This window comes from Methanolobus sp. WCC4, from assembly GCF_038022665.1.
Taxonomy (GTDB): domain Archaea; phylum Halobacteriota; class Methanosarcinia; order Methanosarcinales; family Methanosarcinaceae; genus Methanolobus.
The window spans coordinates 86,710-106,273 of record NZ_CP150629.1; the positions used below are offsets into that span (position 1 = coordinate 86,710).

Here is a 19,564-nt window from a genome sequence, read left to right on the forward strand (position 1 = left end):
GCCTCCATACTTGTTATTCATTATCCATAGAGATACCCTCAACTTGAGTATCTAGAATTTGCTTCATTAAAATATAAGAAAATTTAATGCCTTCATTTTCAGTTAAAATGTCTTTCAGATATATTTTTGAATCATCATATTTTTGAGGGAAATTGATACTCAAATAAGTCATTCGCTTTTTATCTTGTTCCCAAAAACGATATTTTACTTCTTTTTTCCCTTGAAACTCTGAAATAAATTTATCTATGAATTGATCTTCCCTGTGCCAATTAATTAGAGATTTCGTTACATATACATCATCCCATGTATCATAGAATGGAAAATGTGCAATTACATTCCTGATAAACTTGAACAATTTAGTTCCAATCACTGATTCCATTGGTGGACGAGATTTTTCAATGTCTTGAATTACCCACTTTATTGGCACATAATTCAACAATTCGGTGTATACTGCAAATCCATCTTTTATTCTGGAATATCTATAATTTGCATCTTTTTCAAAAAAAGAGTCATCTATTATTTCCGCAAAAAGATTATAAAACCGATTATATGCTAAATCTAAAAACTCTTTTTCTGCATGGTTTGGTCTTAATTCTTCGGCCATGTATATAAATAAATTTTGATGATGATATAACTCTTATGGTTTTTATTTTATTGCAATTCAATGAATATGTGGAAGATTATCATATTAGGTTTTAAGCTGGATAGCAAATTGTTCAAATCACCAAACCCGCACAATTCTCTTTTAGTATATGCATTCAAATATAATTGGCTCATATTCTAGCCCAAAAATGAGATTACACTAATATATTACAACTTTTACACGGATGATACCATGAGGGAATTTATCGACCAGCTCAGGAAGAACGGGAAACTTGTCGAGATCACAGAGCCTGTTTCAAAGGTGTTCGAAGCACCACGTATTGCAAAGAAGACACCCGGACCGGTGCTGTTCCATGACATTGATGGTAACAAGGCCATCATGAACGTGCTCGGTTCAAGGGATGAGCTTGCAACGATGTTCGGTGTGGACAAGGACAAGATCATCAAGAGGCTCTCAGAGGTTTCACCTGATGGCGAGGTCGTTGTTGTTAAGGAATCACCAACAATGGAAGTTATCGAGGATGATGTTGACCTGACAAAGCTCCCTATAATGACACACTTCGAGAAGGATGCAGGACCATACCTTACAGCTGGAATTGTTGTTACAGAATACGATGGTGTCATGAATGCAGCTATCCACAGGCTTCTAGTCGTTGACAAGACAAGACTTGCAGCACGTCTTGTAGCTCCAAGGCACAGCTATGTCATGCATAAGAAGGCATCCGACAAAGGAGAAAAACTCCCTATCGCTATCGTGCTTGGTGCTGACCCTACAGTTACCTTCGCATCGACCACACGTGTGCCTGCCGGAAAGGAATTCCACTATGCAGCAGCACTTCGTGGCAGACCTGTAGAACTCTTTGAATGCTCCAATGGCATCAAAGTGCCTCATGCAGAGATCGTCCTTGAAGGTTACATCAATCCGACCGAAAGAGTAGATGAAGGACCATTCGTAGACATCACCGGAACATACGACCTTGTGAGACAGGAACCTGTCATACACATCACAAGAATACTGCACCGCAAAGACCCGATCTATCACGGAATACTTCCTGCCGGTCCTGAACACCTGCTCATGATGGGAGTACCATATGAGCCAAGGATATTCAATGCGGTCAGCGAAGTAACCACCGTGAAGAACGTAGTGCTCACAGAAGGTGGATGCTGTTATCTCCATGCTGTTGTGCAGATCGAGAAACAGACGGAAGGTGACGGAAAGAACGCTATCATGGCAGCCTTTGCAGCACACACAAGTCTGAAGCATGTGGTCGTAGTTGATGATGACATCGATATCTTTGACCTGCATGATGTTGAATTTGCCATTGCCACCAGAGTGAAGGGTGACATGGACGTTATGATAATACCAAATGTGAGAGGAAGTTCACTCGATCCAAGAGGAGCGCCTGATGGAACCACCACCAAAATGGGAATCGATGCCACCAAGGTCCTGAAAGAAGCCCAGAACTTCGAACGTGCAAAGATGCCAGAGTGAGAACTAAAGGAAGAGCGGCGGAACAAGAATGTACCTCACACCTGAAGAAGAGAAGACACTGAATGGCGAATACGGAGAAAGTCTCCAGAAAGCCATAGAGATCCTTGTTGCACTGGGAGATATCTACGGTGCGGACAAACTCATACCTGTAAAGAGCGCACAGATAGCCGGAGTATCATATAAGACGATTGGAGATGCAGGACTTGAGTGGATATCCGACCTTGAAGGAAAAGTGAAGATCCCTTCCATTCTCAACCCTGCCGGTATGGACATCGTTCGCTGGGATGAGATGGGAATCGACCCTGTTTTTGCAAAGAAGCAGCAAGAGATCATTGAGGCTTACGCCAAACTCGGCATCCAGACAAAATGCACCTGCACACCTTATTATCTTGAAGGATTCGACGTTAAGCTGGATGACCACGTCGCATGGAGCGAGTCTTCGGCAGTATCCTATTGTAACTCTGTGATCGGTGCAAGGACAAACCGTGAAGGCGGACCCTCTGCACTCTCTGCAGCACTTGTTGGAAAGACAGCGAACTACGGATACCACCTTGATGAGATGCGAGAACCAGTAATTGCCGTGGAAGTTGATTGCGAACTTTCAGGCTCCGACCTTGGTGCTCTCGGCTATAGTGTTGGCAAGACCATCGGAAGCAGGGTACCCATATTCTACATGAAGAACGAACCTTCAAAGAACGAGATGAAATCCCTGGGAGCAGCACTTGCAGCATCCGGGGCTGTGGCACTCTATCATATAGATGGTGTAACACCTGAAGCCTCCAGAAAGACATTTACAAGACCAGATGAAGTGATCCCTGTTGAAAGGTCACAGATAGACGAGGTCTATGAAACTAATAAGGACATACTTTCCAGTGAGATAGTGACCGTGGGATGCCCTCACTGCTCACCTGAGGAACTGGAAGAGATCGCAGACCTTGTGGAAGGGAAGAAACTCAAAAAGGAGATGTGGGTATGCACAGCAAGGGAAGTTGCTGAAGGGCATCCCGACCTTGTTCAGAGGATCGAGAAGAGCGGCGCAAAGGTCGTGTGTGATACCTGCATGGTGGTCTCACCTGCAACTAACAAGTACGCATCCATGACAGTGAACTCAGGAAAGGCTCTTGCATATGTGCCAAGCATGTGCAAGGTAGCTGCGAAGTATGCGAGCATTGAGGACTGCATCAAAGAGGCAGGTGTTATCGATGAGAATTAAGTGCAGGACAATATCCAGAGGTATTGCCGAAGGAGAGGTCCTCCTCACCCGCGATGCTATCTCATTCCTCGGTAACGTTGACCCGGAGACAGGAGAGGTCGTGGAACCCCAGCATGAACTGTACGGACAGTCCATTGCCGGAAAGGTCCTTGTTTTCCCGCATGGAAAAGGTTCCACTGTTGGTTCCTATGTCATCTACCAGCTCTTCAAGAATGGTGTTGCACCCGCTGCAATGATCAATCTTGAATCAGAACCAATTGTGGCCGTTGGTGCGATCATATCCGAAGTACCACTTGTGGACAGGCTTGAGAAGGACCCCTATGAGATGCTGAAAAATGGCGATATGGTCATGGTCAACAGCACAGAGGCCTTTGTCGAGATAAAGAACAAGGAATAGAGACAAATATGGATGTCTGTTTTCGCTGGAACAAGAAGAACACCTACAGTCTTGCAGCACTGGCTCCGCTTGTTCCGGGAGCCTTGAAGGTCAAAGCGCCCCATGACGGGATAATGATATATAGCTTTGCCACCCGGCAGGCCGGACCGATCTTCAGTGAAGTGAAGAAGGCAGATACAGATTCTATTTTCATTGCAGGCGGCCCCCATCCATCCGGGGCACCTGAAGATACACTGGAACACTTCGACTATGTAGTGATAGGAGAGGGCGAGGAGACATTACCTGAACTTATAGATGCCATCGTTGCAGGAAAGGATGTTTCCTGTGTGAAAGGTATCGCCTACAAGGACGAGAACGGGAACACAGTGATCACTGAAAAACGCGACCCTGTTGACCTCGATAAGTATCCCTGCTTTGACCCCAACATCGTGATGTCGCCCCTTGAGATCAGCAGAGGATGTCCTTTCAGGTGCAGATACTGTCAGACCCCACGCCTTTTTGGCAACAAGATGAGACATCGAAGTATAGATAATATAGTTCATTTTGCGAAATACTATCGTGACCTCAGGTTCACATCCTCAAATGCTCTTGCTTATGGAAGTGACGGAATTCATCCACGTCTGGACAAAGTGGAGAAGCTCCTGTCAGCACTGAAGGACACAGGTGCAAGGGATATCTTCTTCGGGACATTCCCTTCAGAGGTCAGGCCCGAGTTCGTTACCGATGAGTCACTGGAACTTATCACCAAATACTGCACTAACACGAAAGTGAGCCTTGGAGCACAATCAGGAAGCGACCGCATCCTTAGAGAGATACTCAGGGGACACACCGTAGATGATGTTGTCCGAAGCCTTGAACTCTGTTTTGACCACGGAATAACACCTATGGTGGACTTCATGGTAGGATTCCCTGATGAAACAGAAGAGGAACAGGATATGAGCCTTGAGCTCATTCAGTGGATATGTAAAAAGGGCGGGAATGTACATTCACATTACCTGACACCACTGCCGGGAACTCCTTTTGCCGATGTGGAAACATCACCTGTGAGCAAGCGTTACAAGAAAGTGATGGGGAAGCTTGCACTTACTGGCCAGGCTACCGGTTCATGGGAATGAACAAACAATTATCATTCATCATCATCCAGACCTGCATAGATATCCCCTGCCAGATGGATCGAGACAGCTACCATGAAAGCTGTGATGCTTGAGGTTGCAAAGACCGCCCGAAGACTGAAATTGAAGAGCACCAGTGCGAGGATGAGAGGGGCTGCTGTCTGGCCCACGTATTTCATGATATTATAGAGGGAAACGATACCTCCCATCATTTTCGGCGGGGCCACCTGGGTTATGAGTGTGTTGAGCGATGGCTGCACCATTCCAAAACCCACTCCGAAGAGGAATATGAAGAGCATGTTCCACAGCAGGGTATTGGCGAAGATCGTGCCTGCAAGGGCAAGTCCTGTAACCATGAATCCTGTCCTGACGAGCTTTTGTTTGCCCCAGTGTTTTGCCAGTATCCTTGCCCTTGAAGCCACAAGTGCCATGGCTATTCCCTGGAACCCCAGTGCAAGACCTGCCTGCTTTGCATCGAAACCGTAACCGTCCTTCAACAGGAAGGGGATGTAGATCACCATGGTGTATAACAGGAAGAAGATAGCGAAGGCAAGGAACATGGTGTATGATATCCTGAACTCCTTCAGGTTCCTTGCAAGATCCAGCGCACTGTGATTGCTTCTGCTCTCCGGCATGTTAGTCTCCGGCAGCACGAGGAGAGCAATGATGGCCAGAGGGACCGTGAGGCCGTAGAACAGGAAAGGGACATTCCATCCGTAGACTGCCATGAGGCCTCCGATAAGTGGTGCCGACACACCTCCGATACCGGTTGTCATGCTCATCTTGCCCATGGCGTCCACCCTTCCAAGACCGCTGTACAGTTCACCGATCATGGTCATAACTATGGGGAACATGCCTGCAATGCCAATGCCCTGTATGAACCTGAGGATCAGCAGAGTTCTAAGGTCTGGAGCAAAGTAACAGGCAACACCGATAACTCCGTTGATGAGCAGACATGGAACAAGCACTGTCTTTCGACCAAGGCGGTCCATGACAGTACTCAGGAAGAACATGAAAAAAGCCGTGGAAAAAGTATAGACACCAAGTACAAGGCCCACTGCCTCACGGGAAGTGCTCAGGGGCTCCACCATAAAAGGCAATACCGGGGCTACCACAGCACCTGCAGACATTGCGAAGAATGCCACCAGCAAAAGGATCGGAAGTGTTAGTTTTCCTGACATTGTTCTACCCTGACACACGATGATCGATACACAATGGGATCTAAGTGAACCTATCCCATCTATATTATAAAGAATGGATAATTACCGTTTATTCATTGTGCATTCCTCGAACTCACCGTTGAAGAAGACAAAGACCGTGATCTCCTCACCTTTGTTGAACTTGCGCATTTCCCTGTCGTACACACCCTGCACATGCCTTAGCTTATTTTTACTGAAATGTTCCTGTGCTTTTTTGTAGAAAGCTATCAGTTGCTTAAGGTAGGCTGCTTCATAAGCCTTGATCTGAAGTGCGATATCCTGTGCCTCTTCGTCACTGATATCCGTATGATAGCAACCATGCTGGTTCAGGCCGCTTATCTGCCTCCAGTCCACATTGCCGTCCTCATCCGGCTCCCGGTGAAGCATGTATGGATAGAGACCGCATATCATCGGTCTTTGCTCATAGATGGTGCATCTTTTGTCTTTCAGGAAGACGCAGGAACCATCCTCTTTTGCTTTGAGGGCATAACCGGAAACGTAGAATCGTCCGTGCTGGTCACATAGTTCATAATAAGGTGCCGGTTCCAGCACATCAGATGATATGGACTTCATCCTTGTGGCGTCCTCATTGAGAAGGAATACGTGGTCATTGAACTGACGGGTGCAGCAGCGTGCACAGAAGTCGCATTCAAAACCAACTTCCTTTATGACGGAAACCAGTTCATCCATCGGGTAGTCCTGCACACCTTCAAGCTCTTCAATTACCGTCCCAAGCTGTTTTTCCATTACTGATGTAACCGTGATCAACTCCTCTTTATTAGAGTGCCATGATCCTGCTTTCTAAAAGCAATTTTGGTCTGACCTCCCCGCAAGCTTTAATAATAAGCATTACGTCTAAAGGTAAACTCAACGACTGGAACTAATACATCCAGGTTAAATATAAAACTAACAAACCAACTTAAAATTACACTAATAATTATCAAGAGGATTTTATCATGGGTAAGACAGGCAGCATTGAATGGGTAAAGGTAAAAGGACGCGGCGGAAGAACTATCAAAGTTCGCAAGTGTAAGGAAGGAAAGGCTCACCCGGGCCCTGCACAGAGATACACATCATCTGGTGCTAAGAGAAGGTTCCTTAACAGGTCCGCAAAAGCACTCGTAAAGTGATCCAACTCACTTTACATTACTACTCCTTTTATTCATTTACAGTCGATTGACTCTTTTTTTTAAATTTCGTATCAGTTTATTCTTTCTTTGTACAGAGTACGAAGGACCCGATACGTTTATATAGAACTACAAACATTAAAAAACGACTTGAGAATAAATGTTATTCTAATCTCATATACACAGGAGGATAGACAATTATGGCAGGACAGATGGCCGGACAGCCAATTTTCATATTAAGAGAAGGAAGCCAGAGAACAAGAGGCAGAGAAGCACAGAGCAACAACATCATGGCTGCTAAAGCAGTCGCTGAAGCTGTAAGAACAACACTTGGTCCAAAAGGAATGGACAAGATGCTTGTAGACAGTCTCGGAGATGTAGTTATCACAAACGATGGTGCAACCATCCTTAAAGAGATGGACATCGAGCACCCAGCAGCAAAGATGATCGTGGAAGTATCAAAGACCCAGGACGATGAGGTCGGAGACGGAACAACCACAGCTGCTGTTATCGCTGGTGAACTCCTCAAGAAGGCAGAAGAACTTGTCGAGCAGGACGTACACCCAACAATTATCGCCTCCGGTTACAGAATGGCTTCCGAGAAAGCTGGTGAGATCATCCAGACACTCGCAAAGTCAGTCACCAAAGAGAACAGGGACGTACTCATCAACATCTCCGGAACAGCAATGACCGGAAAGGGTGCAGAAGCTACAAAGGAAGTCCTTGCAAACATAACAGTCGATGCTATCACAAGCATTGTCGATGAAGACGGTAAGGTCGACATGGACAATATCAAGGTAGAGAAGAAGGTCGGAGCACGTATCGAGGAATCCGAGCTCATCGAAGGTATGATCATCGACAAAGAGCGTGTACACACCAACATGCCAAAGAAGATCGAGAACGCAAAGATCGCACTCATCAACACAGCTATCGAACTCAAGGACACAGAGGTTGACGCTGAGATATCCATCACATCACCTGAGCAGCTCCAGTCCTTCCTTGACCAGGAAGAGAAGATGATCAAGGACCTTGTTGACAAAGTAGTTAACAGCGGTGCAAACGTCGTATTCTGCCAGAAGGGAATCGATGACATGGCACAGCACTACCTTGCAAAGGCTGGTGTCTTCGCTATCAGGCGTGTAAAGAAGAGCGACATGCAGAAGCTCGCAAGAGCAACAGGTGCAAAGCTCATCACAAACGTTGACGAGATATCTGATGCTGACATGGGCAAGGCAGATCTTGTAGAAGAGAAGAAGATCGGCGGCGACCCAATGACCTTCGTAACAGGATGCGACAATCCAAAGGCAGTATCCATCCTCCTCCGTGGCGGAACAGAGCACGTTATCGACAACATCGAGAGAGGCCTTAACGACTCCCTCAGAGTGGTCGGTGTAGCTATCGAGGACGAGAAACTCGTAGCTGGCGGCGGATCCCCTGAAGTAGAGGTTGCACTCAGACTCCAGGAATACGCAGCAACACTCAGCGGAAGAGAGCAGCTTGCAGTCAAGGCATTCGCAGAGGCTCTTGAAGTAGTTCCAAGGACCCTTGCAGAGAACGCAGGTCTTGACCCAATAGACATGCTCATGGAGCTCCGTGCACACCACGAGAAGGGCGTAAAGACAGCAGGTCTCAACGTCTACGAAGGAAAGGTCATCGACATGTGGGAAGCAGGCGTAGTAGAGCCACTCAGGGTAAAGACCCAGGCGATCAACGCAGCAGCAGAATCCGCAGTCATGATCCTCAGGATCGACGATATCATTGCATCCAGACAGGGACCAGAAGGACCAACCCCTGAACAGATGGTTCCAAACATGCCACCTGGAGGACTTCCAGGCATGGGTATGGATATGTAAGTATCCTGACGGAAACAAACACAACTATAAACTCACTTGCGCAGGTTCATCTGAACTCTGCGCAAAACTGCTTTTTTTAAAATTAGATGATCGTTAATTGAATAACGATTCAAAATTAGAATTGAACCTGAGACTCACTCTAGACACTTGAGTATATCTTCCGGGTCATAGGCAGGAGCAACATACCGGGTCCTCCCGCGCGTACCCTTACCGGAAAAATCAGCATCTATGAGCCTTGATACATGCATCTTCTCAATTATCTCATAGAAACGGGTATAGCCAAGTCCAGTTATCTCATGGAATGACTTGTAAAGGTCTCCGGCCTGAAGACTGCTGTCCTTTGCAACCATAGAAAGCAAGGTCTTCTCATGGTCTGAAAGGGACTTGATATTGCGACACAGATGCAGAAGCCTTGATGCTTCATAGGCCTTGTCCACATCTTCAACAGAGATCTTCCTGCTTGCCCTCCTTTCAGCGTTGAGACCGGAGCGTTTCAGAAGATCGATACCGATACGCAGATCGCCCGTCCTGTCCACATAGGTGACAACCTTATCCAGTGCCTCATCGGACACCACGTCCTTGAAGAAAGCATGTTTCACACGATCGGCAATTATATCAGCGATCTCACCAAGCTCATATCTCGGGAAAGCTATCTCCTCTGGAAGGAAAACAGAACCTACCCGTGGATCGAAACTGTAAGGAATACCCACATCACTGATGATGGCTATCACGGATATCCTTGCTCCGGGATACTGCTCATGTGCCCTCAGAAGAGAGTACATCACCTCATCGGCATGTCCTTCCGGGAAAAGATAATTGATATCATCAAGTGCTACCACAAGGGTCTTGTTCGAATCGATGAGGAACTTGATCACCTTCTCGAACATCCTCCTGAAGGAAACACCCGAAGAAGGCGGAGTTATGTGAGTGAGTTGTTCATATATCCGGGATACAACAGCGAATCTCGTAGATTCCATCTGGCAGTTGACCTTGACAAGGACAACATTATCCGTGTATTCCTTCATCTCATTGAACACTTTCATGACAGCCGTGGTCTTTCCAGTTCCCGGAGGACCCTTTACAAGACAGTTCACAGGCCGCATGCCCCTGAGTGCCGGTTTTAAACTGAAACGCAGGGCCTGCATCTGGGATTCCCTGTGTGCGAAATACTCCGGCAGGTGGTCGAACTCAAGTATCTCACCGTTGTTAAAAAGAGTCTCATCCCACAGAAGCATGTCATCGCCCATTCTTAAACCCCTCTTTTGCTGCTTTTCACCAACTATAAGAACCTATGATAATGAACACAGGGAAACAATATTGACTTCATTGACTGCAAGTGCTCGACTTGCAACACTAATATAATTATCAGCGCATAATAACTTTTTGCTTTTGTCCCGCAATGTCACCAATACCCGGAGCGTACATCAAACAAGTGATGTTATGTCTGAGACCGTACTCACCAGTGTCTCGACCTCATCTTCGGTATTGTACAATCCGAATGACGCCCTCACAGTACCATTGACACCCAGATGACCGATTCCCGGCATTGCACAATGATAGCCGCTCCTCACACAGATGCCACGGGTCTGGTCAAGTATCATGGCCACATCATGTGCGTTCATCCCTGTGACATTGAAAGACACGACCCCTGCCCGATTCTCCGGCCCATATACCTCCACGCCATCCATTTCAGCAAGACTGGATGCGGCTTCTTTTGCAAGGGAAGTCTCATGTTCTTCTATTTTGTCGACACCTATCTCCGTCACATATTCCACGGCACGGCCAAGACCGATCACTCCGGGAATATTAGGAGTTCCCGCCTCGAACTTAGCAGGACTTGGTTCCATCCTGAAGTCCTCTGCAGTTACAGAACTTACCATTCCCCCGCCCAGGAATGCAGGTTCGATTCCCTCTGGCTCTTTTATGTATAACACACCGGTGCCCTGCGGACCAAGCAGACCCTTGTGACCGGGACATACAAAGAAGTCCGGGTCAAGTGAACCTATATCGATAGGCAGGTTCCCTGCTGACTGGGACCCATCCACCAGTATCCTCACGCCATGCGCTCTGGCTATTGAAGCTATCTTTTCAATGTTCTGTATCGATCCAAAGACATTGGAAACATGGTTGACGGCTATTAGCCTCGTGTTCTCATTGATAGATGAACTGATATCATCAGGGTCAACCACTCCCTGAATATCAGGCGTGACAACTGTGACATCAACACCTACTTCCTTTAATCTCATCCATGGGAGCAGATTGGAATGATGTTCAACAAGTGTGACTATTACATGGTCCCCTTTCTTCCACGGGAAACCCCTTGAAACTATATTGATGCCCTCTGTTGCGTTCTTTGTGAAAATGGTATTCTCGACACCCATATTCAGGAACGATGCCACTATCTCCCTGGCATCCTCATAACGATTGGTCGTTTCCCTTGCAAGCCTGTGGGCACCCCTTCCATGATTGGCAGCGTACTTATAGAAATAATCAAGCATTGCAGATACAGCCTGCTTCGGAGTCTGCGTTGTGGCCGCATTGTCCAGATATATCACTTCACTCAATACCGGAAAGTCTTCCCTGACGGCAAGGACATCATACATAGGAACCAGTATGTAAAGAAGATAAAAATAGTTTTGCAGGCTATTTTGCCTGCACTCCGCCTACCATGAAGCGATAAAGCTCCATTTCCTCAGCGTTGAGTTTGTCTGCCGACACTCCATCTACCACCGCATGGCAGCTTGTGAAGAAATCGACCTTTCTATTTTTGTTTAAGTTTCTCATAATTTTGCCTCCTGTCTCTCTTTTACGTATTCATAGCCGTAAGAATAACATATTAATATCTACATTAAAAGAATATTAATCATTGCACCCCGACTAAACATATATGTATTCATTAATGCAATATAAACATGTCGCCCATAAGAGCAGAAAAGGCAATAATAAAAAAGAAAAAGGATCAGGAATTGACGAATATATAATCTGCTTCTGCATTTCCTTCATGACACCCTATGCAACCCTTTAGCTGACCCTCCGATCTGACAGTTCCATCCGGAGAGTAGGCTGCCCAGAACCAGTCATTGTTCTCCTGGTCGAAACCCTCTGCCTTATACATCAGGTAGACACCGGTCAGCTCTTCGTCAGAGTTGAAGCCTTCTTTTACAACAAATGTCTCATAAGGCATTATCTCACCGCCGACCTCGGCAGCTGAGAGTGCATTGTCCGAGACATAGATGGAAACATAGTCACCATGCACACCATTACCATCCATCATAGCCTCCTTTCCAGGCCAGATATTCCAATCCTTATAATTGTCATCTTCTGTTAGCATGGTGAAAAGAGCAGATGCATCTATTGCATCCTCTGCAACTGTATCACCTGCGGTAGTTTCTTCATCGGTAACTGCATCAGTACAGCCTGAAATAGCGATAACGCACATCAGTACTAAAAACATAAGTTTCTTGATCATATAGTAACCCCATAAAGACACTTACCATCCACTATATAACAATAACCGGGAGAATGTTCCCTATATACATGACATCTTTGTCGTAAAAGATATAATACATGCAGGAGACTTTCACGATCATGCCAGAGATAAACATCGACAGATCACTCACATACATCGAAGGGACACAACGCGTCCTTGATGAAAAAAGCACCATGGAGAGAACTAAGGACAGGCTTGCGACCATCGGAGTTACGAGGATCGCAAGTATCACAGACCTTGACAGGGTTGGCATACCTGTCTTTTCCAGCATAAGGCCAAGTGCGGCAGATGGTGCGATATCGGTCTACTCAGGAAAAGGTAACACTGAGACACAGGCAAGGATATCATCCATGATGGAGGCTTTCGAAAGGTGCCTTGCAGAAAGAAAGGGCACTAACAACGATGTGGAAGAGGACATCAAAGCCGAGCATCTGATCGAGAGTTACGATAACATCAGATATGAGTATCCTGCCATCGATCCACTTTCCCTGCTGATCGCAGAGGACTATAGTCCACAATCATTAGTAGAATGGATCAGAGGATGGGACCTTATTAAGAACGAAGAGATAATGGTCCCTGCCAATGCAACCTACCACCCATATGACCCTCCGGGAAGGACACAGAAACTCTTCAGGAGCAATACCAATGGACTTGCAGCCGGTAATACCATAGAGGAAGCAATATTCCACGGACTGCTCGAGGTCATTGAAAGGGACGCATTGAGTATTGCCGAGTTCAACCGCAACCCCGGAAAAGAGTTGATCCTCACTGAGGCTGACGGAGAGAACTATGAGATCCTCCGCAAGTTGATTGACAATGGGGTCGAGGTCAAACTCTGGGTACTTACGCATGACACTGAGATAACAACAGTGGTTGCTGCCACCGATGACATAAGTCTCAGGGATGCCGCCCTCCTTGTAATGGGAGCAGGATCACACCTTAAGCCCGAGATAGCTATCCGAAGGGCTCTCACAGAGGCTGCCCAGTCAAGGGTGGTACAGATACACGGTGCCCGTGAGGACACCGAGCGTGAGAGTTTTGTCAGGGACATCGGCTACGAAAGGATCAAGCGCATGAACAAGTACTGGTATGAGGAAGGGGAACAGGTATCTACCAGTGACCTGAAGGACCTCTCAAAGAACACTCCTGCCGAGAGCATAGATGCAGTACTGGAACAACTGAAAGGTGTGGCAGACTGTGCGGCAGTTGTAGACCTCTCAAGAGACAGTGTACCGGTGCCTGTTGTAAGGGTAGTCATACCTGCCTTTGAGCTATACACGCTCGACAGGGAACGTGTTGGCAAAAGGGCGAGATCAGGAAAGAGAAAGAAACTCGCTCCAAAGGACAGACCGTGGAGAACCGGACGCAGAAGATGAGCGAAAAGAAGATACAAAGAAAAGTGCTGGTCTTTGCAGGCAGCAGCATAAACCACGAGGATGCTTCAGAGATCCTTGATGCCACATACTGGCCACCCATATCCAGAGGCGACCTTGACAGGGCCATGGAACAGGGTTACAATACCATAGGCATCATCGATGGCATTTTCTTCAGCCGGGCAGCCGTTGCCCATAAAGAGGTCATCAGGGCGATGAAGGAAGGGGCAACCATTGTGGGAGGATGTAGTATGGGAGCACTCCGTGCATCCGAGCTCGATGTCCACGGAATGATAGGTGTCGGAAAGGTCTATGAATGGTACAGGGATGGCATCATAGAGGATGACGATGAGGTGGCTGTGGCGACCAACCCGGATACATTCGAATCTGTATCAAGCCCCATGGTAAATATCCGGGAGACGCTCAAAGCAGCACATGAGGCAGGTATCATCTCGGAAGATGAATATACGGGCATAACCAGACTTGCAAAGAAGACACACTATTCCGAAAGAAGCTATTTCGGCATCACAAAGACGGCTTACAGAGAAGGCATCATATCAGAAGATAAGTCAAAAGAGCTACTCACGTTCTGCACTGAGAATGAGCGTGATGTAAAAAGAGAAGATGCGATCCTTGTCCTTAAAAAAATAAAGCAGATATTAGCTGAATGATCAGCTTGCTATTTTTGGCTTCAGTCCGTCATAAACGAAATGGAGCATGTACACTGTCGACATAACCAGGATTATCGTTGCACCGGATGGAGCATCGGCCAGGTATGACAGGAACAGACCTGAGATACTGAAGAATATACCGAAGAATGTCGCCAGATACATCATCTTGCCGAAATTGTTGGTGTAATGCCTGCTGAGTGATGCAGGCATGGTAAGAAGTGCGATGATAAGGATGATACCTACCACTTTTATCAGCAGGACGATCGTCAGTGCTATGAGACAGAGCAGAAGCAGGTAAAGCTTCTCAACTGAAAGGCCTGCAACTGTTGTGAACTGCTCATCAAAACAGAGTGCCATGAACTGTTTATAATATGCATACACGATAAAGATAATAACAGCATCCAGTGCCAGCATGAGATATATATCCGACATCGGGACCGTCAGGATGTTACCGAACAGATAGGTCATAAGATCAGGTGCATAGCCAGGGGTCCAGAATATAAGGATTATACCAATGGCCATTCCAAGGGACCAGAGTATACCTATGGCAGTGTCCTCGGCTACTTTGGACCTCTTGCTGACAAGACCCATTACGATCGCAGAGACGAGACTGAAAGGAATAAGACCGTATAAAGGATTTATACCCAGGTAGTACCCAAGACCTATTCCACCGAATGAGGCATGTGTGATACCACCACTGATGAAAACTATCTTCTTGACGACAACATAGACGCCGATTATACCGCATGCGATACTTGCAAGGATAGCGGCAATAATGGCATTCCTCATAAAATCATACTGGAGTATCTCTAGCATAGTCCTCACCTTCAGTGTTCTTTCAATACCCTGTGTGGCACACCGTGAGCTATCAACTCTACAGGACACTGATATGATACTTCCAGATCATGCTGGCTCAATTCCTTGTCGTCATGATAATGGAAATTGCGGTTCAGACAACCGACCTTATCCACATATACCGAGATAGCACTGATATCATGGGTCACCATCACGATAGCTATCTGGGATTTGAGTTTGTTAAGAAGCTCATAGAACTCCTTCTGCATTCTGGAATCTATCCCCGTGGACGGCTCATCAAGTATTAACATTTTCGGCTTTGTGACAAGTGACCGGGCAATGAAGACCCTCTGTTTCTGCCCACCTGATAGCTCCCCTATCTGACGGTCCTTGAACTCAAGCATTCCAACGGTTTCAAGGGCCTCATGGGCAGCCTTGCGATCATCATCATTATATCTTTGAAGCGGACCCTTGTGGCTCAGACGTCCCATGAGAACAACATCACAGACCGTAATTGGAAAATCAAGATTTGAGGAATGATACTGGGGAACATACCCCACGTACTTCCTCATGTCCTTAGGCTTGCCTCCCAGAAGTTTTACAGTGCCCCTGTCAGGCCTGATCAAACCAAGGATAACTTTCAGGAGAGTGCTCTTGCCTCCCCCGTTGGGACCGATGATAGCCAGGAAATCCTTATCCTTTACATTAAGGGTGACGGATTCCAGAACCCTGACACCATCATAGCTTACCCATATATCCTTAAGTTCGATCACATCTTCCATTTCAAGCCAGCCCTTTTTCAAATGCTTCTGCTACCTTTGCAAGGTTATCTATATAATCCTTTGCAAGCGGATCGACCTCTACGACCTCACCACCGATCTCGTTTGCTATGGTCTGCGCACTTACAGTACTAAAGCCCGACTGGACGAAAATGACCTTTATGCCTTTTTCGTTAGCTTCATCGATAACATTCTGCATACCTTTAACGCTTGGTTCCTTACCTTCTATCTCAACTGCTACCTCTGTCAGCCCGTAATGATCTGCAAAATAACCCCATGCAGGATGATAGACCATGAAACTGCTTCCCTCTTTGTCGGAAAGTGTGGCCTTTATGTCCTCATCCAGTGCATCAAGCTCTGCAAGATATGCATCCTTGTTCTCAAGATAGACAGACTCGTTCTCCGGATCAAGCTCAACAAGCCCCTCATAGATAGTCTCAACCATTATCTTCACATTGGCAGGAGATGTCCAGATATGCGGATCAAGACCATTTTCATGATCGTGGTCATGCTCTTCTGCCCCATCATCATGCACATCCCCGGATTCCTCTTCATGATGATCCCCATCAGTTTCCTCTTCATGGTCATGGGCTTCCATTTCCTTTAGGGCGATACCTTCAGAGCAATCGATCACCATCATATCAGGATTCAGGTCAGCGATCTTGTCGATCATCATATCCTCTATGGTCAGACCCGAACCTACCATTGCATACATCTTTGCATCACTCAGATCCTTCAGCTGACCAGGGGTCGGCTCATAGGAATGAGGGTCGGCACCTGGAGGGACCACTACGATAACTTCCACATTGTCCCCGGCGATCTTTTCCACGAATTCTGCCTGAGGAAGTACACTTACAGCCACCACCATATCAGTAGTATCGGATGAAACACCAGACGTATCAGCCTCATCGACACAACCGGACATCAGAATAATGCCTATTATAAAGGTGAAAATTAAAACCATCATATTTCTATTCATATTATTAACTCCACATTAGTTGTAATATATCCAAACTATTTGGTATGACTCCAAATCAAAGATGAGAAATTAACAAATACCCCTTAAAGAGAACCACATGAGGAATGCCGGATCTTACCACAGACACCCACCGTAGGATGACCCATCGAACCACATATACGGTCGATGGCAGACTTCGAAACAAATGCCTCGAACCGGGATACTTCGCTGCAAGCCTCTTCAGAGGAAAGACCATAGTGACTCAGCATGAGGCTCAATATATTATGCCTATTCACAAAGAATTCAGCATACATCCTACCCATATCGGTCAGTCGGACACCCCTGTAAGGAACATGATCCACATAACCTGAACCCGCAAGGTCAGCAATGGTCTTTGTCGTTGTTGACGGGTCAACGTTCAGCTCAGTAGAGATGTCAGTGGTCTTTACAAGGTCCCCTTTCTTTAAGAGGAACTTCAGGTATTCTACCTTTTTTGGAGATAACTCCAATCCTGTGATCTCCTGCATACTATTCCATAATCGACAGGAAGTATATATTTGTTTTGAATTTTACCCATTTTTAGCACTTATTTTTTGATATACCCCAAACATGAATGGTCCAGTGAACGTGACAAAGATAACACAAAAACCGATCAATATCCCATTGCACCCCAACTACGAAAAATAGATTAGTGAATTCAACTAAAATAGAGAAGGGGTTAAAAATGATCATACAGCAGATATTCACTGAGAAGGTAGCACACAGCTCCTACATACTGGCAGGAGACAGAAACTGTGCCATTATCGATCCCAGAAGGGACGTAGATATATACCTGAAGATGGCCAGAGAACTGGGAGTCAGGATCACACACATACTTGAAACACACCTGCATGCAGATTTCATCTCAGGCCACCTGGACCTTGCAGAGAGGACAGGGGCTACGATCTACGCACCTGAGAAAGGTAATTGTGATTTTGAACACGTGCCATTAAAAGAAGGTGACATCTTTTCGATAGAAGACATTGAACTGCAGGTACTGGAAACTCCTGGCCATACCCCGGAACATATCTCATATGTGGTAGTTGACACTGCCAGAGGAAAAGAGCCCATAGCTCTTTTCTGCGGGGACACCATCTTTGTGGGAGATGTAGGAAGACCTGACCTCTTTCCCGGAAAAGCACAAGAACTTGCATCCAGACTCTACGATACACTACACGACAAGCTCATGGAGCTTCCGGACTTCTGCGAGATATATCCCGCACACGGTGCAGGTTCACTTTGCGGCAGAGCAATGGCATCCAAAAGAAGCAGCACCATTGGATACGAGATCAATTACAACTATGCCCTTGAAATAAAGGACAGGGAGCAGTTCATAGGATCACTGACGAACAATATGCCCGAGGCACCTGACCATTTCAGCAGATGTTCGGACGTAAACCGTATAGGTCCTGAAAAGATGAAAGAACTACGTAACCCTGAACCCTTTAGTAATTCTGAATTCCGTGAGAGGATAGGAAAGGCGATCATACTTGACGTACGAAGTTTCGAGAGCTTTGGCGGACAACATATACCCGGCGCCTACAACATAGACCTTAATTCAAACTTCCCCACATACTCAGGATGGTTATTGCCGCCGGAAAAGGACATACTCCTTGTTACCGATAATTATTTTCAGGCCCTTGATGCATGCATTCAGCTTCACCGCATAGGGATGGACAGGATTGCAGGCTACCTTGAAGAAGGAATGTACGGATGGGTGACCGAAGGACTGACGACAGGACATGTACCACAGATATCAGCGTCGGAACTCCATGAAAGGGTCACTGAAGAAAAAGAGCTGACCATAGTTGATGTCAGGGCAGTCTCCGAATATGAGGATTTCCACATCGAAGGAGCGGTGAATATACCAGTCCATGAACTAAGGGAAAGACACGTCGAGCTTGACAGGGATGTTGATACAATACTCATATGCGGCTCCGGCCAGAGGTCCAGTATGGGATGCAGTATCCTGTTACAAAAAGGATTCTCAGATGTACGGAATGCCGCAGGAGGAATGACGGGATATGCAGCAGCAGGATATGGACCGGAATGTCCTAAGTGCGTACTCCCATGGGCACCTTTCAGAAATATAGGATCAGACCTACCTTAAAGGAAGAATATGCACATCACCGCTCTGCAATGATCTCATTCGAAAGGCATGCATTTGAAAGTGAAGATATCCTGCACCATGCAGAAGAACGCTACGATCTCATCCATGGACATAAGTAGCAATATAAGTATCAGCAATACGATGATAAGTTCCGAATAATCCGGAAGTGAGTGCACCAGATGTGCAAAGGTGCTCATGCTCCCGTTTGTAGAGTGGACCATAATTTCACCTAATTAATAATTATAGTCAATCGAATAAAAACATAGCTACCAGCAATAATAATTTTTTATTAAAATACTGAGTGTCAGTTGGATTCAAAAGAAGACTTTTTCTCAACATCATCCCCAGCCTGA

The 19,564-nt window shown here is 46.3% G+C and carries 21 protein-coding genes; 9 read left to right on the forward strand and 12 right to left on the reverse strand.

Features of this window, described 5'->3' with window-relative positions; all coding sequences use genetic code 11:
- Nucleotides 1-13 precede the first annotated feature (13 nt).
- Nucleotides 14-604: a hypothetical protein gene (locus tag V7O63_RS00445; RefSeq protein ID WP_340819164.1), complete on the reverse strand. Its 591-nt coding sequence runs from the start codon at nucleotides 602-604 to the stop codon at nucleotides 14-16.
- A 231-nt stretch (nucleotides 605-835) separates the two neighbouring features.
- Between V7O63_RS00445 and V7O63_RS00450 the strand changes: the two genes are divergently transcribed.
- From V7O63_RS00450 to V7O63_RS00465, 4 genes are read left to right on the forward strand one after another with little or no spacing between them, the layout of a single operon-like run.
- Nucleotides 836-2,095: a UbiD family decarboxylase gene (locus tag V7O63_RS00450; protein WP_340819165.1), complete on the forward strand. Its 1,260-nt coding sequence runs from the start codon at nucleotides 836-838 to the stop codon at nucleotides 2,093-2,095.
- 28 nt (nucleotides 2,096-2,123) lie between these two features.
- Nucleotides 2,124-3,308 carry an aconitase X catalytic domain-containing protein gene (locus V7O63_RS00455; protein ID WP_340819166.1) on the forward strand — a complete coding sequence of 395 codons (1,185 nt, stop codon included), beginning with the start codon at nucleotides 2,124-2,126 and terminating at the stop codon, nucleotides 3,306-3,308.
- Nucleotides 3,289-3,705 (forward strand): DUF126 domain-containing protein, encoded by a 417-nt coding sequence (locus V7O63_RS00460; RefSeq protein WP_340820858.1) that lies wholly within the window; start codon nucleotides 3,289-3,291, stop codon nucleotides 3,703-3,705. The genes V7O63_RS00455 and V7O63_RS00460 overlap by 20 nt, the downstream gene beginning before the upstream one ends.
- An 8-nt stretch (nucleotides 3,706-3,713) precedes the next feature.
- Nucleotides 3,714-4,820 (forward strand): TIGR04013 family B12-binding domain/radical SAM domain-containing protein, encoded by a 1,107-nt coding sequence (locus V7O63_RS00465; RefSeq protein WP_340819168.1) that lies wholly within the window; start codon nucleotides 3,714-3,716, stop codon nucleotides 4,818-4,820.
- Between the two features lie 11 nt (nucleotides 4,821-4,831).
- Here V7O63_RS00465 and V7O63_RS00470 read toward each other — a convergent pair whose 3' ends face one another.
- A complete protein-coding gene (locus V7O63_RS00470; RefSeq protein WP_340819170.1) occupies nucleotides 4,832-5,998 on the reverse strand; it encodes an MFS transporter in 1,167 nt (388 codons plus the stop codon).
- 81 nt (nucleotides 5,999-6,079) lie between these two features.
- Nucleotides 6,080-6,763 carry a YkgJ family cysteine cluster protein gene (locus V7O63_RS00475; RefSeq protein WP_340819171.1) on the reverse strand — a complete coding sequence of 228 codons (684 nt, stop codon included), beginning with the start codon at nucleotides 6,761-6,763 and terminating at the stop codon, nucleotides 6,080-6,082.
- 209 nt (nucleotides 6,764-6,972) lie between these two features.
- Between V7O63_RS00475 and V7O63_RS00480 the strand changes: the two genes are divergently transcribed.
- On the forward strand, nucleotides 6,973-7,146 hold the full coding sequence (locus tag V7O63_RS00480) for a DUF5350 domain-containing protein (RefSeq protein WP_340819172.1): 174 nt from the start codon (nucleotides 6,973-6,975) through the stop codon (nucleotides 7,144-7,146).
- 197 nt (nucleotides 7,147-7,343) lie between these two features.
- Nucleotides 7,344-8,996: a thermosome subunit alpha gene (gene thsA, locus V7O63_RS00485; RefSeq protein WP_340819173.1), complete on the forward strand. Its 1,653-nt coding sequence runs from the start codon at nucleotides 7,344-7,346 to the stop codon at nucleotides 8,994-8,996.
- A 134-nt stretch (nucleotides 8,997-9,130) separates the two neighbouring features.
- Here the strand turns inward: thsA and V7O63_RS00490 are convergent, their stop codons facing one another.
- From V7O63_RS00490 to V7O63_RS00505, 4 genes are all read right to left on the reverse strand, one after another.
- Nucleotides 9,131-10,243: an ORC1-type DNA replication protein gene (locus V7O63_RS00490; protein WP_340819174.1), complete on the reverse strand. Its 1,113-nt coding sequence runs from the start codon at nucleotides 10,241-10,243 to the stop codon at nucleotides 9,131-9,133.
- A gap of 177 nt (nucleotides 10,244-10,420) precedes the next feature.
- Nucleotides 10,421-11,599 carry a cysteine desulfurase gene (locus V7O63_RS00495; protein WP_340819175.1) on the reverse strand — a complete coding sequence of 393 codons (1,179 nt, stop codon included), beginning with the start codon at nucleotides 11,597-11,599 and terminating at the stop codon, nucleotides 10,421-10,423.
- Nucleotides 11,600-11,639: 40 nt separating this feature from the next.
- Nucleotides 11,640-11,780, reverse strand: a complete 141-nt coding sequence (locus V7O63_RS00500; protein ID WP_340819176.1) for a hypothetical protein — start codon at nucleotides 11,778-11,780, stop codon at nucleotides 11,640-11,642.
- 175 nt (nucleotides 11,781-11,955) lie between these two features.
- Nucleotides 11,956-12,465, reverse strand: a complete 510-nt coding sequence (locus V7O63_RS00505; protein ID WP_340819177.1) for a cytochrome P460 family protein — start codon at nucleotides 12,463-12,465, stop codon at nucleotides 11,956-11,958.
- 119 nt (nucleotides 12,466-12,584) lie between these two features.
- Here V7O63_RS00505 and V7O63_RS00510 point away from each other — a divergent pair, with 119 nt between their 5' ends.
- Together V7O63_RS00510 and V7O63_RS00515 are read left to right on the forward strand one after the other, a co-directional pair.
- A complete protein-coding gene (locus tag V7O63_RS00510; protein WP_340819178.1) occupies nucleotides 12,585-13,862 on the forward strand; it encodes a YcaO-related McrA-glycine thioamidation protein in 1,278 nt (425 codons plus the stop codon).
- The gene (locus V7O63_RS00515) at nucleotides 13,859-14,530 is read left to right on the forward strand and encodes a TfuA-related McrA-glycine thioamidation protein (RefSeq protein WP_340819180.1); all 672 of its coding nucleotides are present in this window, start codon (nucleotides 13,859-13,861) and stop codon (nucleotides 14,528-14,530) included. The genes V7O63_RS00510 and V7O63_RS00515 overlap by 4 nt, the downstream gene beginning before the upstream one ends.
- Here the strand turns inward: V7O63_RS00515 and V7O63_RS00520 are convergent, their stop codons facing one another.
- From V7O63_RS00520 to V7O63_RS00535, 4 genes are all read right to left on the reverse strand, one after another.
- Nucleotides 14,531-15,346, reverse strand: a complete 816-nt coding sequence (locus V7O63_RS00520) for a metal ABC transporter permease (protein ID WP_340819182.1) — start codon at nucleotides 15,344-15,346, stop codon at nucleotides 14,531-14,533.
- Nucleotides 15,347-15,357: 11 nt separating this feature from the next.
- Nucleotides 15,358-16,107 carry an ABC transporter ATP-binding protein gene (locus V7O63_RS00525; RefSeq protein ID WP_340820859.1) on the reverse strand — a complete coding sequence of 250 codons (750 nt, stop codon included), beginning with the start codon at nucleotides 16,105-16,107 and terminating at the stop codon, nucleotides 15,358-15,360.
- 1 nt (nucleotide 16,108) lies between these two features.
- Nucleotides 16,109-17,083, reverse strand: coding sequence for a zinc ABC transporter substrate-binding protein (locus V7O63_RS00530; protein WP_340819183.1), 975 nt, complete (start codon nucleotides 17,081-17,083; stop codon nucleotides 16,109-16,111).
- Between the two features lie 83 nt (nucleotides 17,084-17,166).
- Complete coding sequence (locus V7O63_RS00535; RefSeq protein WP_340819184.1) at nucleotides 17,167-17,589, reverse strand: metal-dependent transcriptional regulator; 423 nt, start codon at nucleotides 17,587-17,589, stop codon at nucleotides 17,167-17,169.
- 197 nt (nucleotides 17,590-17,786) lie between these two features.
- Between V7O63_RS00535 and V7O63_RS00540 the strand changes: the two genes are divergently transcribed.
- A complete protein-coding gene (locus tag V7O63_RS00540; RefSeq protein WP_340819185.1) occupies nucleotides 17,787-19,211 on the forward strand; it encodes a rhodanese-like domain-containing protein in 1,425 nt (474 codons plus the stop codon).
- 35 nt (nucleotides 19,212-19,246) lie between these two features.
- Here V7O63_RS00540 and V7O63_RS00545 read toward each other — a convergent pair whose 3' ends face one another.
- Nucleotides 19,247-19,432, reverse strand: a complete 186-nt coding sequence (locus V7O63_RS00545) for a hypothetical protein (protein WP_340819186.1) — start codon at nucleotides 19,430-19,432, stop codon at nucleotides 19,247-19,249.
- Nucleotides 19,433-19,564 lie beyond the last annotated feature (132 nt).